This window comes from Agrobacterium sp. 22-209-1, from assembly GCF_053522485.1.
This window is the reverse complement of record NZ_JBNWCH010000003.1, coordinates 114618-130613: the sequence shown is the minus strand read 5'-3', so window position 1 is coordinate 130613 and position 15996 is coordinate 114618. Positions and strand designations below refer to the sequence as shown.

14 protein-coding genes are annotated in these 15996 nt (G+C 60.3%); 10 read left to right on the top strand and 4 right to left on the bottom strand.

The genetic code is table 11. The features are described 5' to 3' along the window. Positions 1-41 precede the first annotated feature (41 nt). Positions 42-1169: an ATP-dependent DNA helicase gene (locus tag ACQZ48_RS08520; protein WP_077981728.1), complete on the top strand. Its 1128-nt coding sequence runs from the start codon at positions 42-44 to the stop codon at positions 1167-1169. On the opposite strand, the gene ACQZ48_RS08515 is transcribed toward ACQZ48_RS08520, so the two are convergent. Next, positions 1170-1868, bottom strand: coding sequence for a MerR family transcriptional regulator (locus tag ACQZ48_RS08515; RefSeq protein ID WP_448728732.1), 699 nt, complete (start codon positions 1866-1868; stop codon positions 1170-1172). It abuts the gene before it with no gap. A 235-nt stretch (positions 1869-2103) separates the two neighbouring features. On the opposite strand from ACQZ48_RS08515, the gene ACQZ48_RS08510 reads away from it, so the two are divergent. Beyond that, positions 2104-2859: a pyridoxine 5'-phosphate synthase gene (locus tag ACQZ48_RS08510; protein WP_191218464.1), complete on the top strand. Its 756-nt coding sequence runs from the start codon at positions 2104-2106 to the stop codon at positions 2857-2859. Positions 2860-2931: 72 nt separating this feature from the next. Then, positions 2932-4197, top strand: coding sequence for an NAD(P)/FAD-dependent oxidoreductase (locus ACQZ48_RS08505; RefSeq protein WP_448728731.1), 1266 nt, complete (start codon positions 2932-2934; stop codon positions 4195-4197). 68 nt (positions 4198-4265) lie between these two features. Here the strand turns inward: ACQZ48_RS08505 and ACQZ48_RS08500 are convergent, their stop codons facing one another. Next, positions 4266-5312 (bottom strand): NAD(P)-dependent alcohol dehydrogenase, encoded by a 1047-nt coding sequence (locus ACQZ48_RS08500; protein ID WP_077981731.1) that lies wholly within the window; start codon positions 5310-5312, stop codon positions 4266-4268. Positions 5313-5502: 190 nt separating this feature from the next. On the opposite strand from ACQZ48_RS08500, the gene ACQZ48_RS08495 reads away from it, so the two are divergent. The 3 genes from ACQZ48_RS08495 (at position 5503) to ilvC (ending at position 8537) form a co-directional block, all read left to right on the top strand. Beyond that, positions 5503-6411 carry an AraC family transcriptional regulator gene (locus ACQZ48_RS08495; protein WP_077981732.1) on the top strand — a complete coding sequence of 303 codons (909 nt, stop codon included), beginning with the start codon at positions 5503-5505 and terminating at the stop codon, positions 6409-6411. A gap of 403 nt (positions 6412-6814) precedes the next feature. Next, on the top strand, positions 6815-7468 hold the full coding sequence (locus tag ACQZ48_RS08490; protein WP_077981733.1) for a TetR/AcrR family transcriptional regulator: 654 nt from the start codon (positions 6815-6817) through the stop codon (positions 7466-7468). A 49-nt stretch (positions 7469-7517) separates the two neighbouring features. Continuing rightward, the gene (gene ilvC, locus ACQZ48_RS08485; protein WP_077981734.1) at positions 7518-8537 is read left to right on the top strand and encodes a ketol-acid reductoisomerase; all 1020 of its coding nucleotides are present in this window, start codon (positions 7518-7520) and stop codon (positions 8535-8537) included. A gap of 68 nt (positions 8538-8605) precedes the next feature. On the opposite strand, the gene ACQZ48_RS08480 is transcribed toward ilvC, so the two are convergent. Then, on the bottom strand, positions 8606-9637 hold the full coding sequence (locus tag ACQZ48_RS08480; RefSeq protein WP_077981735.1) for an endonuclease/exonuclease/phosphatase family protein: 1032 nt from the start codon (positions 9635-9637) through the stop codon (positions 8606-8608). 106 nt (positions 9638-9743) lie between these two features. Beyond that, the gene (locus ACQZ48_RS08475) at positions 9744-10196 is read right to left on the bottom strand and encodes an RbsD/FucU family protein (protein ID WP_443388899.1); all 453 of its coding nucleotides are present in this window, start codon (positions 10194-10196) and stop codon (positions 9744-9746) included. A gap of 273 nt (positions 10197-10469) precedes the next feature. On the opposite strand from ACQZ48_RS08475, the gene ACQZ48_RS08470 reads away from it, so the two are divergent. The 4 genes from ACQZ48_RS08470 (at position 10470) to ACQZ48_RS08455 (ending at position 15753) form a co-directional block, all read left to right on the top strand. Then, complete coding sequence (locus tag ACQZ48_RS08470) at positions 10470-11714, top strand: aminotransferase-like domain-containing protein (protein WP_137410652.1); 1245 nt, start codon at positions 10470-10472, stop codon at positions 11712-11714. A gap of 335 nt (positions 11715-12049) precedes the next feature. Next, the gene (locus ACQZ48_RS08465; protein WP_137410650.1) at positions 12050-13033 is read left to right on the top strand and encodes an ABC transporter substrate-binding protein; all 984 of its coding nucleotides are present in this window, start codon (positions 12050-12052) and stop codon (positions 13031-13033) included. A gap of 9 nt (positions 13034-13042) precedes the next feature. Next, positions 13043-14737: an ABC transporter permease gene (locus ACQZ48_RS08460; protein ID WP_443388896.1), complete on the top strand. Its 1695-nt coding sequence runs from the start codon at positions 13043-13045 to the stop codon at positions 14735-14737. Further along, the gene (locus tag ACQZ48_RS08455) at positions 14725-15753 is read left to right on the top strand and encodes an ABC transporter ATP-binding protein (RefSeq protein WP_374638346.1); all 1029 of its coding nucleotides are present in this window, start codon (positions 14725-14727) and stop codon (positions 15751-15753) included. The genes ACQZ48_RS08460 and ACQZ48_RS08455 overlap by 13 nt, the downstream gene beginning before the upstream one ends. Positions 15754-15996: the final 243 nt, after the last annotated feature.

Here is a 15996-nt window from a genome sequence, read left to right as displayed (position 1 = left end):
TTTCTGTTGCGCATCAGGCTCGAATCCTGCGATGAGGGCGCATGTTATTTTCACCGCAACAGGACGAAGCGCTGAAGGCTGTTTCCCGCTGGCTGAAGGAAGGCCGGACGCCGGTTTTCCGGCTGTTCGGTTATGCCGGGACGGGCAAGACGACGCTTGCCAAGCATTTTGCGGAAAATGTCGATGGCGAGGTGCTGTTTGCAGCCTTCACTGGCAAGGCGGCGCAGGTGCTGCGTTCGCGTGGCGCCACCAACGCCCGCACCATCCATTCGCTGATCTATCGCCCGCGCGGCGAAGAAACTGTCGAAGACGAGGAAACCGGCAAGACCTCGATTGCGCCGATGTTCTCCATCAACCGGCAAAGCCCGCTCGCCAAGGCGGCGCTGATCATCATCGATGAATGTTCGATGGTGGACGAGCAGCTCGGCAGGGATCTGATGAGTTTCGGCACCCCGATCCTCGTGCTCGGCGATCCCGGCCAGTTGCCGCCGGTTTCGGGCGGCGGCTTCTTTACCGAACAGGAGCCGGATTATCTGCTGTCGGAAATCCACCGCCAGGCCAAGGACAATCCCATCATCCATCTTGCCATGGATGTGCGGGAAGGCCGGGAGATCATGCGCGGTGACTATGGTTCTGCGCAGGTGATCTCCAAGTCAGAGGTGACGCAGTCGCTGGTGCTCGATGCCGATCAGGTGCTGGTCGGAACCAACCGCACCCGCCGTCGCTACAATCAGCGGCTTCGCGAGCTGAAGGGCTTTACCGCCGATTATCCGCAATCCGGCGACAAGCTGGTCTGCCTCCGGAACGATCCCGCCAAGGGGCTGCTCAACGGCTCGCTATGGCAGGTAATGAGCTCTTCGCGCGAGACGGTGAAACCCGGCATCAACCTGATGATCCGGCCCGAAGACGACGATATGGATCGTGGTGCTGCCAAGATCAAATTGCTGAAGGCGGCCTTCGAGGATGTGGAGACGGAAATTCCGTGGTCCACGCGCAAGCGTTATGATGAATTCGATTTCGGCTATGCGCTGACCGTGCACAAGGCGCAGGGTTCGCAGTGGAACAATGTGGTTCTCTTCGACGAGAGCTATGCGTTCCGGGACTCGCGCGAAAGGTGGCTCTATACCGCCATTACCCGCGCGGCGGAGACCCTGACGATCGTGCGTTGATCAGGCGCGGATGACGCCGACCAGAACCGCCTTGGCGACCGCCTGAAAGCGGTTGCTGGCATTGAACTTGCCGATGATCGTCGCCTCGAGAACATGGAGATCGCTGCCCGAAAGACCAAGAGCGCGGGCGAGCCTCACCGGGGCGTAACCCTCCGCCATCAGTTCCAGGCATTTTCGTTCGGTGTCGGTGAGTGCGATGTCCTTTGCCGGCGCCCGTTCCGCGCCGTCCATGCCGTCCGCGTCCGTGTCGGCGACCAGCAGTTCCTCGATCTGCTGGGCCTGGCGCTGGAGGGTGGAAAGCTCGGCGGTCAATTCCCTCTTCCGCTGCCGCAACGCGGCGTGAAATATGTCGTCGGCTTCTTCCTGCGAGAGCGAACGGACGAGTTTTTCCATGATCTCGGTAATCGCTGCGACGGATATGCCGACTTCGCGACAGACGTTAATGACGGCCATGCGCTGGACGTTGCGGTGGGTATAGACCCGCATCTGGCCGATGCGCTTCGAGGTCAGCAGCGCCTTTTCTTCGTAAAAATGCAGCGTTCGGTGGGTCACCCCGAAGATGTTGGCCATGTCGGCGATGGGCACGGGTTCTGCGGGCAGGGAGGAGGGCAGGCTTATATCCGGTAGAAAGCTGCTGATCCTTAGATTGGGTTTGTCCTCGTCGCCGTGACTTTCGAACGGCATCCGGCCATCCTGCATTGTCTCCCCCTTCGCGCTCTTTGACAGCGTGCCTGCCTTTTTAAGGTGCCCGTTACTTGTTCCCCCAAGACGGGCATGTTTTTCGATCAAAACCTCATGCCAAACGCTACATCAGAACCGTAACGTGTATTGTCTGTTTTCGTTCCCGCAGTAATAAAAATTTTGCCGGCCTCCTTGCGATTGGCCTCAACCTGCGTGAAACAGGATGTCAATTCCGAACCGGAGCCTCGATGCCATGCCCGCAAAACTTTCTGTCAATCTGAACGCAATTGCGATGTTACGCAACCGTCGCGATCTTCCATGGCCGGATGTCGCGCATTTCGGGCATATTGCACTGGCGGCGGGGGCAAGCGGGCTGACTGTACACCCGCGACCGGATCAGCGCCATATCCGCTTTTCCGATCTGCCGGTGCTGCGCGCCCTGATCGACGACAGTTTTCCCGGCGCGGAATTCAACATCGAAGGTTATCCGACCGAGGATTTCCTCGTTCTTTGCGAGGAAACCCAGCCGGAACAGGTGACGCTTGTGCCTGACGACCCGTCGCAGGCGACGTCCGACCACGGCTGGGATTTCCGCAAGCACGGCGTTTTCCTGAAAGACGTGGTGGGACGCCTGAAGTCCGGCGGCATGCGCGTCTCGCTTTTTGCCGATGGCGATGGTGAGCGCGAGCCGGTGGAACTGGCGGCCGAGACGGGGGCGGCGCGTATCGAACTTTACACCGGCCCATATGGCGGCTGCTTTGACGATCCGCAAAAGGCTGATGTGCTCGTCGAGAAGCTCGGGCAGACGGCGGATCATGCCAGAGCGCTCGGACTTGCTGTCAATGCCGGCCATGACCTCACCGTGGCAAATCTGCCCAAGCTGATGGAACGTATCCCTTATCTCGCCGAGGTTTCGATCGGCCACGGGCTGACGGCAGATGCCATGGAATATGGCATGGCTGAAACTGTCCGGCGTTTTTGTCAGGCCTGCGGTCAGCCTAATTCATAACCAAAGTCAAATTTTTCGCCTATGCTTTGCCTTGCGCATGCTCCGTGCGCAGATTTTGGAAGGCAGAGACATATGCAAGAACATCATGTTGTCGTCGTGGGTGGAGGCTTCGGCGGTTTACAACTGGTGCACGGGCTGGAGGGGGCCCCTGTCCGCATCACATTGATCGACCGTCGCAATCACCACCTGTTTCAGCCCCTGCTGTATCAGGTTGCGACGACGGCGCTGGCGACATCCGAGATCGCCTGGCCGATCCGCCATCTTTACCGCGACCGCAAGGAGGTGACGACCCTGCTTGCGGAGGTGACCGGCGTGGACCGGGCGGCGCGGACCGTGCAGCTGAATTCCGGACAGGTGATCGGCTTCGATACGCTGGTGTTGGCCACCGGCGCACGTCACGCCTATTTCGGCCGTGACGAGTGGGAACGTTCGGCCCCCGGCCTCAAGACGCTGGAAGATGCAACGACAATCCGCCGCCGCCTGCTTCTGGCCTTCGAAAGGGCCGAACTTGCCACCAGTGAGGAGGAGCGGCAGGCGCTGCTGACCTTCGTCATTATCGGGGCCGGCCCGACCGGCGTGGAAATGGCGGGCATGATCGCCGAACTCGCCCACAGGGCGCTGCCGGCGGAATTCCGCAATGTCGATACGACAAAGGCCCGTGTTCTGCTTGTGGAGGCAGGACCGCGCGTTCTGCCGGTCTTTACGGAGGATCTTTCGACCTATGCGAGGCAAGCGCTTGAGAGGCTTGGCGTCGAGGTTCTGCTCGGCACGCCGGTGACGGCCTGCACGGATGAGGGCGTGACGGTGGGCGAGACCCATTATCCGTGCCGCACCGTCGTCTGGGCCGCCGGTGTGCAGGCATCTCCGGCCGCCAAGTGGCTGAATGCCGCCGGCGACAGGGCAGGGCGTGTCATCGTCGGGCCGCAGCTTCATCTCGAAGACGATGCTGATATCTTCGTCATCGGCGATACCGCCGCCGTCAATCAGGAAAACGGCAAGCCGGTGCCGGGCATCGCGCCCGCGGCAAAGCAGCAGGGCGCCTATGTGGCAAAGGTCATCAAGGCGCGGCTGGAGGGCAAGCCGTCGCCATCGCCCTTCCGCTATAGCCATCAGGGTAATCTCGCCACCATCGGCAAACGCGCGGCGGTGATCGATTTTGGCCGGTTCAAGCTGAAGGGCGTGCTGGCCTGGTGGATATGGGGGCTTGCCCACATCTACTTCCTGATCGGAACGCGCTCGCGGCTGGCCGTGGCCTGGAGCTGGCTGTGGATTTACCTGAGCGGCCAACACAGTGCGCGGCTGATTACCCAGAAAGAGACGCTGAAGGACGAGGCCTGACGCCTGAAAACAACAAGGGCGGGAAGCATGACTTCCCGCCCTTGTTCATTTGGTCGTCTCTAGGCGTATCACGCGTCGAGCGAGGCCATATCGATGACGAAGCGGTAACGCACGTCGCTCTTCAGCACGCGCTCATAGGCTTCATTGACGTCCTTGATGTCGATCTTTTCGATCTCGGAGACGATGTTGTGCTTGCCGCAGAAATCCAGCATTTCCTGGGTTTCCTTGATCGAGCCGATCATCGAACCGGCGAGCGAACGACGGCCAGGAATGACCGAGAATGCGTGGACCGGGATCGCATGTTCCGGCACGCCGAGCAGAACCATCGTGCCGTTGACCTTCAGCAGGTTGAGGTAGGCGTTCCAGTCGATTTCGGCGGAAACGGTGCAGAGAATCAGGTCGAAGGTGCCGGCGAGCTTCTCGAAGGTCGAGGCATCGCTGGTGGCGTAATATTCCTTCGCGCCGAGCTTCAGGCCGTCTTCCTTCTTCGACAGGGACTGGGAGAGAACGGTGATATCCGCGCCCATAGCCGAACCGATCTTCACGCCCATATGGCCGAGACCACCCATGCCGACGATGGCGACCTTTTTGCCGGGGCCGGCATTCCAGTGATGCAGCGGCGAATAGAGCGTGATGCCGGCGCAGAGAAGCGGCGCAGAGGCATCCAGCGGAAGGTTTTCCGGGATGGAAAGGACGTAGTCTTCCCGGACGACGATATGGTCGGAATAGCCGCCCTGGGTCGCGGTCTTGCCGTCTCTATCGACGGAGTTATAGGTTCCGACGAGACCGGGCATATATTGCTCGTTGTCGAGATCGCGCGTGGCGCAGCCGACGCAGGAATCGACGAAACATCCGACGCCGACATGGTCGCCGACCTTGAACTTCGTGACCTTGGAGCCGACGGCGCGGACGACGCCGGCGATTTCGTGGCCGGGAACGATCGGATAGACGGCGTTTTTCCATTCGTTGCGGACGGTGTGGATGTCCGAGTGGCAGATGCCGGCATATTTGATATCGATGACGACGTCGTCATCGTTTGGCTCGCGGCGTTCGAAGGTGAACGGGGTAAGCGGCTTCGACGCGTCGGTCGCAGCATAACCTCTAGCAATGGCCATCTGAATATCCTTATCGAGGGGTTGGGGACGGCGGAATATGCGATGGAAGCGTGAGGCGGCGTTAGAGCGATCCTCCGAGCTTTTTGCACGATCCTGCAAAAAATGCCCCGTGTGCTCTTTGCGGATGTCGGGTGGCTTTCTAGATAAGCAACATCCAATATATCTCTTCCTTCAGTTAAGGGATTTTCCCATGTCCTTGCCGTTCAATGTCTATCGGGAGATCGCCTCCATCGCCGCGCGGCACGTCACGGAGGACGGCGAGGTGCGCACGGCGATAGAATCGCTGGGCATCAGCCGGCGCACGACGCCGAGCGCTCCCTGCCACGGCAGCTATCGTCCCTGTCTCGCCATGGTGATCCAGGGGTCGAAAAGCGTTCAACTCGGAACGGACACCATCAACTACGGCGCGGGGGATTATCTTCTGACCTCGCTTGATCTGCCCGTTGCATGGCGGGTGGTGGAGGCGAGCAGGGAAGTGCCGCATTTCTGCATCTCGCTTGCCGTCGATAGTGAGAAGCTGGTCGATCTCATGCGGCGTGTACCGATCGATCCTGCGGTGGAGCCGACGAATGCGCAGCGCGGCATCGTCGTCAACAGGGCAACACCGGAGCTTCTCGATGCCGCCATACGGCTCCTGCGTTTGCTTGATCGTCCGGCCGACATCGCCGCCATGGCGCCGCTGATCGAACAGGAGATACTTTATCGCATCCTGACCGGACCGGCCGGCGGGCAGCTGATGAACGTCATCGCGTCCGGCAGCCATGGCAATCGCATCGCCCGCGCCATCGCCTGGCTGCGCGAGAATTTCGCGCGCCAGTTACGGATCGAAGAACTGGCCGAACAGGTCGGCATGAGCGTCTCGTCCTTCCACCATCACTTCAAGACGATCACGGCCATGACGCCGGTTCAGTATCAGAAGCAGCTTCGCCTGCATGAGGCGCGGCGGCTGATGCTGCTGGAGCGGCTGGATGCCGGCACCGCCGGCCATCGCGTCGGCTACCAGAGCCCGTCGCAGTTCAGTCGGGAATATAGCCGCTTTTACGGGCTGTCGCCGTCGCGCGATATTGATGCATCGCGGGAGATCAGCGCGGCCGGGTAGATTGGTTCTTTGGGAAGGTTTTCCATTGCCTACGGAGCGCGGCGTTACCCCCCTCTGCCCTGCCGGGCATCTCCCCCTCAAGGGGGGGAGATCGATCTGCGGCAAGGTCTCGCCCATCTCGAAGCTTGGGAATGAAGCGACAAAAGGGACCCTTGCCGATCTCCCCCCTTGAGGGGGAGATGCCCGGCAGGGCAGAGGGGGGTAAAGCTCCACGCGCCGTCTATCTGCTAGCCAACGTATAACCCCCTGAAGTTCCCCGCAAGCTCCCTTTCACACTCCGCCGCACCGCGTCAATTCTCGTCCTCCCCTGAAGAATCCGCTTGACCCCAACGCAGCCTCCGCTTAAATGACGCTCGAACCGTACCGTACGGTACATCAATCTAGCCCCTGGAGATGAAAAGACTTGGCTTCCGACCCGATCACAGCGCAGGAATTTTCGCCGCGCCAGAACGCCGTTCTGGACCAGGCATTGCGTCTATTGGTCGAGGGCGGCGAGAAAGCGCTCACCACATCCGGGCTGGCGCGTGCAGCCAACTGTTCCAAGGAAAGCCTCTACAAGTGGTTCGGCGATCGCGATGGCCTGCTGGCAGCGATGATCACCTTCCAGCAGAGCAAGGTTCGTACCTTCGAGAAGGCGGGAGACCGCGTCTCCGCGCCGCAGCTTGCCGATCATCTCGAGGTATTCGCGCATGATCTGCTCGATGTTCTGGCGGGCGACGTGTCGCTGGCGCTGAACCGCCTCGCCGTTGGCCAGGCGAGCCGTGACGGCTCCAAGCTCGGCGATCTGCTGCTCGAACGCGGCCGTCGCCAGATCGACCGGCGGGCGCGTGGACTGATCGAAGCGGGTCGCCGTTCCGGCTATCTGCGTTTTGATGATGCCGAGGAGGCATATCGCAGTTTTTACGGCCTCATCGTCTCGGATCTGCATGTGCGCATGCTTCTGGGCGAGGCGCCGGACAAGGATTTTTCCGCCCGGGCAAAAAAGGCGGTCGTCGCCTTTCTGACGCTTTACGGGACGGAAAAGGTACATTCGGAACTCAGCGGCAAACTCGCCTGAGGTTCCGGTTCAGACAACTGAGAGACAAGCATTAGGGAAGGACCATCAAATGCGCGTTTATTATGATCGTGATGCCGATCTCAATCTCATCAAGTCCAAGAATGTCGTCATCGTCGGTTACGGCTCCCAGGGCCGTGCACATGCGCTGAACCTCAAGGATTCCGGCGCCAAGAACGTCGTCATCGCTCTGAAGGCCGGTTCGCCGACCGTCAAGAAGGCCGAAGCCGACGGCTTCAAGGTCATGACCGTTGCCGAAGCCGCCAAGTGGGGCGACCTCCTGATGATGGCGACGCCTGACGAATTGCAGGCCGACATCTACAAGGCCGACATTGCCGGCAACATCCGTGATGGCGCGGCGATTGCTTTCGCACACGGCCTTAACGTTCACTTTGGCCTCATCGAGCCGAAGGCATCGCTCGACGTCGTCATGATCGCACCGAAGGGCCCCGGCCACACGGTTCGCGGCGAATACCAGAAGGGCGGCGGCGTTCCCTGCCTCGTTGCCGTTCACCAGAACGCTTCCGGCAACGCGCTTGAACTCGCTCTCTCCTATGCCTGCGGCGTTGGCGGTGGCCGTTCGGGCATCATCGAAACCAACTTCAAGGAAGAGTGCGAAACCGACCTCTTCGGCGAACAGGTTGTTCTGTGCGGCGGTCTCGTAGAGCTCATCCGCGCCGGTTTCGAAACCCTGGTCGAAGCCGGTTACGCCCCGGAAATGGCTTATTTCGAGTGCCTGCACGAAGTGAAGCTGATCGTCGACCTGATCTATGAAGGCGGCATCGCCAACATGAACTACTCGATCTCCAACACGGCCGAGTGGGGCGAATACGTCACCGGTCCGCGCATCATCACCGCTGAAACCAAGGCTGAAATGAAGCGCGTTCTGCACGACATCCAGACCGGCAAGTTCACCTCGGACTGGATGCAGGAATACCGCTCGGGTGCGGCCCGCTTCAAGGGTATCCGCCGCATGAACGACGTTCACCAGATCGAAGAAGTCGGCGCAAAGCTGCGCGGCATGATGCCCTGGATCGGCAAGAACAAGCTGGTGGACAAGGCCGTCAACTAAGCTTCATTGCTTGGTGGAAACTTTGGAGGCCGGGGCGAAAGCTCCGGCCTTTTGTTTTCGGTGTGCCCTCACATGATGGCGTCGTCTTCCTCTACGATAACGGAAACGGGAAAGTGATCGGAAAATCCGCCGAGATTGACGTTTTTGACCGCATCGCCCTTCGACAGGCCGAAGCGGATAGGCCCCTCGTTCTTGCTATGGCTGACCATGGCGGCGATGGCTTCGACTTTCGCGGTTTCCTCACGCACGCTGAAGCCGCTGCTGCCGCTCAGAAGTGATCGGGAAACGAGGATCTGGTCGAAGATATTGGCGTCGCCATTGAAATAGAGCGTGCCATAGATCGTCCTTGCCGTGCCGACTGAATCCACCACGGGCTGGCGCAAATAATTCCAGGCAAGATTGTAGAACATGGCCGATTGCGAATTTTCGACATCGTCGCGCTCGCGGGTGGAATTGGCGTGATAGCGCAGCGAGGCATCGGACGGGTCGTCGTTGAAGTCGCCGAAAGCGATAACGGCGATGTCGTTTCCTTTTTCCTCGCGAATACGCTGGTGCCAGTAGCCGAGCGTTTCGCCGGCGGTCATTCGAAAACCGGCGCTTTCGACCGCGCCACCCGAGCGCGACGGCCAGTGATTGGAAAGCGCAATGAGCTGGCGTCCGCCCTTGGTGATGAAGGTGCATTGGGTAATGTCGCGCGTGCCGGTGCGGCGCATCACGAAATGGCTGAAAATCTCGTTTTCGTTGATCAGCAGCTTTTTGCTGTCATAGATGAAGGCGGTGTCGATGCCGCGCTGGTCCTTGCTGGAATCGGCGTGCACGACGCGATAGGCGCGCTCAGGCATGAGATCGTTGAGATGTTCTGCCAGCGTCTCCAGGACGAAACGGTTCTCGACCTCGCAGACGCCGAGCAGATCTGGCCCGGCACCGCCGATCTGCCGGATGATGATGCCGAGCTGTTTGACCTTGGTCTTGAACAGATCCTCGGTCCAGCCTTTCAGATCGTTCTTCAGCCGCTCGGCAATCCACGGCTCGCGCGCCGGATAACCCTCCGGCGCAAACAGGTTTTCGACATTCCAGAACGCCAGGACATATTGGGTCATGATCCGCACACCTCCGGTTAGGTTTTCAAGCCTAGTGGAAGTTTTTGCCACAACAACTTGAAATTGTCATGAAGGTCGGCGGCTAGCGAAATTTCCTGCCTCCGGCTTATTTTGCCGGCGGGATGACACCCTTCGTCAGCAGGAAGCAGCCATAGAACCGGGTCTCGCCAGTGGTGATGACGCAATAGGCCTGCTTGGCTTTTTCGTAGAAGGCAAAACGTTCGATCCCGTACATGGGGGCGGGTTTTCCTTCCGCCGCGTCGATTTCCTTCTGCACTTCGGCCTGTACCGGTTCCAGCTGATCGGGCGCGCCCATCACTTCCATGCGGCCGACCGAGGGCTGCAGCGGCGTGTCGAGCGGTAGAACGGACAGGATAGCCTTCATGGCGCAGGCGGCCGAGACGTTGTCGATATGCAGCACCTTGCCGACGGTGGTCTGGCGGGCCACCGAATCGGAAGGGAAATTAGTGTCCGAGATCACCAGCGTATCGCCATGGCCCATGGCGCGCAGCGCGTGCAGAACATCGGCGTTCAGCGCCGGGTCGATATTTTTCAGCATGTCGTTAAACTCCCATGATGCTCTCGCCGGGTTGCGGCGCGCGCGCAATCCAACCGGAAAACCATGCCGCGTCAATCGCAAAGGTGTGATTGTGAAGCTTTGCGCAAGGGTGTATTTGGCTTTGTCCGCAAATCTGGGCGTCGATGCAGGTCGGTTGCGGGCAATGTGCAGGGAGGCAGAAATAATTCGAAAAACTGATAAGTCAGTATTGCTGACATATCGACATTTCTGTAAAGATGCACGCATAAAAACGACACAAGAGGAAACGTACCCATGCTTGATTGGGAACAAATTTTCGCCACGCGCTCTTCGCGCATGAAAGCGTCTGAAATCCGTGAGCTGCTGAAGCTGCTCGAACAGCCTGATATCATCTCCTTTGCCGGCGGCATTCCGGACCCGGCCCTTTTCCCCGCAGAGGAGTTTCAGCAGGCTTACGCGGAAATTTTTTCCGGTTCGCAGGTCAACTCGGCGCTGCAATATTCGGTAAGCGAGGGTTACAAGCCGCTGCGCGAATGGCTGGCGGGCGAGATGGACAAGATCGGCATCGAATGCACCGCCGACAACGTCTTTATCGTTTCCGGTTCGCAGCAGGGTCTCGATTATCTCGGCAAGTTGTTCCTGTCGCCGAAGGATACGGCGCTGGTGACCTGGCCGACCTATCTCGGCGCGCTTTCCGCCTTCAACGCCTATGAGCCTAATTACGACCAGCTGAACCCCGGCGGTAACCGCACGCCCGAGGCTTACCGCGAAACGGCGGCCAAGCTCGGCGGCGCGGTGAAATTCGCCTATCTCTCGGCCGATTTCTCCAATCCGACCGGCGAAACCGTCGATCTCGCGGGCCGCGAAAAGGTTCTGGCACTGGCTGACGAGTTGGATATCGCCGTCATCGAAGACGCCGCCTATCAGTCGCTGCGTTACGATGGTGAAGCTGTTCCGCCGATCATGGCGCTTGATATCGCCCGCTCTGGCGGCATCGAGAACACCCGCACCATCTATTGCGGCAGCTTTTCGAAGACGCTCGCACCTGGCCTTCGCGTCGGTTACATCGTCGCTTCCGCGCCTGTCATCCGCAAGCTGGTGCTGATGAAGCAGGCCGCCGACCTGCATTCCTCGACCATCAACCAGATCGCCATCGAACGTGTCGCCTCGCGCGGCTTCGACAAACAGGTCGCCAAGATCAAAGCTGCTTACAGCGCACGACGTGATGCGATGCTGGCGGCACTCGAGAAGTACATGCCGAAGACCACCAGCTGGACCAAGCCGGAAGGCGGCATGTTCATCTGGGTGACGTTGCCTGAGGGCATGGATGGCGCCGCACTGCTGGCAAAATCCATCGCCACGGAAAAGGTCGCCTTCGTTCCCGGTCGCGCCTTCTTTGCGGATGGCTCCGGCACGAACACGCTGCGCATCAGCTTCTCCTGCGCCAATGAGGCGATGATCGAGGAAGGCATGAAGCGGCTCGGGCGGTTGATCGCGACGGCGCAGGCGGAGACGGGTGAGGTGCTTGCGGCAATTTGAGGGGGCTGGCGATGAGGCCTTGAAAGGTGGAGGGTGTGGCTTACCCCCCTCTGCCCTGCCGGGCATCTCCCCCTCAAGGGGGGAGATCAGCAAGACGCTCTACCGTTACTCCCCTCTCAAGCGTCGAGATGGGCGAGGCCTAGCCACAGATCGATCTCCCCCCTTGAGGGGGAGATGCCCGGCAGGGCAGAGGGGGGTAAACCGCGAGTATTGAGGGGCAATGTTACTCTCAATCCTGACGGCCCCAAGAGATCACACCCCAAAAATCCTGCCTGTCACATACATGTTATGCAATCATGTTTTAGCGGTCCCACGAAACAACAGGGACTGGACCCATGAAAACGCTGCTTTCCGCTTTCACCGCCATCGTATCGCTCGGCTTCATCGCCACCGCCGCCAATGCCGCCGATCTGGTGCTCTACACCAGCCAGCCCAACGAGGACGCGCAGGCGACCGTTGACGGTTTCAAGGCTGCCAACCCCGGTCTCGACGTCGAATGGGTGCGTGACGGAACGCCGAAGATCATGGCCAAGCTGATGGCCGAGATCAATGCCGGCAATCCGGTTGCCGACGTGCTTCTGATCGCCGACACCGTGACGCTGGAGCGCATGAAGCAGGCCGGCCAGCTTCTGGCCCACAAGTCTCCCGAAGCCAAGAATATCGATGCTTCGCTGTATGATGCGGACGGCTTCTATTATTCCACCAAGCTTATTACGACCGGCATCATGTACAACACCGCCGCCGCGATGAAACCGACGAGCTGGAAGGATCTGGCCAAGGCGGACGCCAAGGGTCTCGTCACCATGCCGAGCCCGCTTACCTCGGGTGCAGCGCTGATCCATGCGCAGACGCTTGCCGCCGCAAACGGTCTCGGCTGGGACTATTACAAGCAGCTGAAGGCCAATGAAGCCATTGCCGGCGGCGGTAACGGTGCGGTTCTGAAGTCCGTTGCATCGGGTGAAAAGGCCTATGGCGTGGTCGTCGATTACATGCCGATCCGCGAAAAGGCCAAGGGCGCGCCTGTCGAGTTCGTCTTCCCGGAAGAGGGCGTTTCGGCCGTCACCGAGCCGGTCGCGATCATCAAGGGCACCAAACACGAGGAGGCGGCGAAGAAGTTCGTCGATTACGTGCTGTCCGAAAAGGGCCAGCAGGGCTTCGTCAAGCTCGGTTACATCCCGGTTCGTGCCGATGCCGGCATGCCGGAAGGTTTCCCGGCTCGCGACAAGATCAAGGTTCTGCCGCTCAACGCTGCCGATGCGCTGAAGAATTCCGAACAGGACCTGAAGACTTTCTCCGACATCTTCGGCTCCAAGGGCTGATATAGCGGCATGCCCCGTTCCAATGCCTATGGAAGCAGCCAGCCGCGCTGGCTGTTTCCTTTTGTAGTGAGTGTCGTTTTCGCGCTGAGCGCCCTGCCGCTCGGGCGGCTCGCCTATACCGGCGTTATCTCGTCGCTGAATGGTGATATATGGCGGCTTCTGGCCGATCCCGCTCTTTGGGGCGCGTCGCTGAATACGCTCTCCACTTCGTTTTTCGGCATGCTGATTTCACTTGCCATCGGCGGCGCCTTTGCGCTTGCGCTGACGCTCTGCGACATCCGCGGCAAGTCGATCTTAAGTTTCCTGTTCATGCTGCCGATGATGATCCCGCCGCAGGTGACGGCGCTGTCGTGGATCGGCATGACCGGCCCGTCGAGCACGCTGTTGAAGGCGATCGGCCTTGCGCCGGCGATGGGGTCGCCGCAGCCGCTTTATTCGGTTACGGGCATCGCGCTTCTGCTCGGTGTGCAGCATGCGCCGCTCGTCTATCTGTCGCTGCGCGCCGGTCTGCTGGCTTTGCCGCAGGACGGCATCGAGGCTGCCAAGCTTTCCGGCGCTTCGCCGTACCGGGTGCTGTTCGATATTATCCTGCCGCTGTCGACGCCGGGATTGATCGCCGGGGCGGCGATCTCCTTCGTCTCCAATGTCGGCAATTTCGGCATTCCGGCGATCCTTGGCATCCCCGCCTCGATCTTCACTTTGCCGACCTTGATTTACAGCCGTTTTGCCAGTTTCGGCACCAGCACATTCGGCGATATCGCCATTCTCTCCACCATGATCGCCATCATCTCCGTCGCCGGGCTTGCGCTTCAGGAACGGGCGATGAAGGGCAGGGACTATCGCATCATCGGTCTTTCCGGCAAGGCGGCGACATTCCGGCTTGGGCTGTGGCGGTTGCCAGCGGAGCTTGCCCTGTGGCTTGTGCTGTTCTTCATGCTGGTGGCGCCGCTGACGGCGTTGGTGGCAAGCTCGCTTGCGCCCGCCTATGGCGTGCCGCTCAGCCTCAAGACGGCGACGCTGCATGCCTATGAGGAGTTGCTCTATCGGCAGAGCGTGACCCGCACGGCGTTCCGCAATTCGCTGTTTCTGGCGACGGCGACATCCTTATGTCTCCTTGCGGTGACGGTGCTGACGGCTTATTTCCTGGTGCGTGGCAAAAGCCGTTTCATGTTCCTGCTCTCGGCGCTGGTGGATATTCCCTATGCGTTGCCGGGGGTGGTGATTTCCGTCTCCTTCGTGCTGCTTTTCGCCGCTCCCATCCCGCTTGTCGGCATCACGCTCTACGGCACGATCTGGATCATTCTGCTCGCCTATTTCTCCTCCTTCTTCGCCGTCAGCCTGAAACCCATGGTCAGCGCCTTCCTGCAATTCGATCCATCGCTGGAAGAGGCAGCAAGGCTCTCCGGCGCCGGTTTCTGGCGGCGGTTGAAGGATATCATCCTGCCGCTGGTCGGGCCTGCGGCGGGCGCTTCGGTCATTCTCGTCTTCCTGATCGCCTGCAACGAGTTGACGGTGTCGGCGCTGCTGTGGTCCGCCGGCACGCAGACGCTCGGCGTGCTCATCTACAATCTCGATGACAGCGGCAGCTTCGATCTTGCCTCCGCACTTTCGGTGCTCGTCGTCATCATGGTGATTTTCCTCATGGCTCTGCTGGAAATTCTGGGGCGCTATCTGCCGAAAGGAGTGGTCCCTTGGCGAAACTGATCCTCAACCGCCTGTCGAAAAGTTTCGATGCCGGTTCAAAGCCAGCCGTCGACGATGTTTCGCTTACCGTGCGGGAAGGCGGTTTTCTCGCTCTGCTCGGGCCTTCCGGCTGCGGCAAGACGACCGTGCTGCGCATGATCGCCGGTTTCGAACAACCGACCGACGGTTCCATCCTGCTCGGCGAGCGGGTGCTGGCCGATGCCGGCAGCATGGTACCGCCGGAGCGTCGCAATATGGCGATGGTGTTCCAGTCCTATGCGCTGTGGCCGCATATGTCGGTTGCCGACAATGCCGGTTATCCCCTGAAGGTGCGTGGTATTTCGGGCGAGAAATATCGCGAGAAGGTGCGCCAGGCGCTATCCGCTGTCCGCCTCGAGAGTTTTGCGGAGCGCCGTCCCGCCGAATTGTCCGGCGGCCAGCGGCAGCGTGTGGCGCTTGCCCGCTGCCTCGTTACCGAGCCTGACGTGGTGCTGCTCGACGAGCCGCTCGCCAATCTCGACCGGCATCTGCGGCAGGAGATGGAGGAGACATTCCGCGAGTTTCACATCCGTTCCGGCGCGACGATGATCTATGTCACTCATGATCAGGCCGAAGCCATGGCGCTGGCAACCGATGTCGCCGTCATGTCGCAGGGCAAGCTGCTGCAGATTGCGCCGCCGGCGGAGCTTTATGCGCGGCCTGAAGGCAGGCTCGTCGGCTCGCTGGTGGGGCAGGGTGCTATCCTCCGCCTGCCGGTGCCGGACGGAGCATCGCGCGATCTCGACTGGGCCGGGCTTCGGGCCGCGATGGAGAGCGGCGCGCAATTACCGCTGGCGGATATTCTCGTGCGGCCGCAGGATGTGTTGCGGGATGCCGAGGGTATCGATTGCACCGTCACCTCGGTTCTCTACGAGGGGGAGCGGTATGCCCTTCGTCTCGATCTGCCGGATGGGCAGGCGCTCCGGGCCTATTCGCGCGAGGCGGTTGCTGTCGGTGATAGCCTTCCGGTTGCCATTCGTGTGGGCTGGCGGCTTTAACTAAAAAGGATGCCTTCCTCATCCCTGTGCTTGTCACAGGGATCCAGCCAGCCCAAGTCCTTGTGCTGAAAAGAGTCCTCCCGCCGCGCAGACGCGCGTCGACTGGATTCCTGTGACAAGCACAGGAATGACGTGGGGGAGCATCGGCACGCGGCTCACCAAAACCGACGTCGCGCTTTGGCTAATCCGGTAAAGCGCGCCATGCCCCAAATCACTGGCGAGGTCGAACGGGAGCGGCTAAGC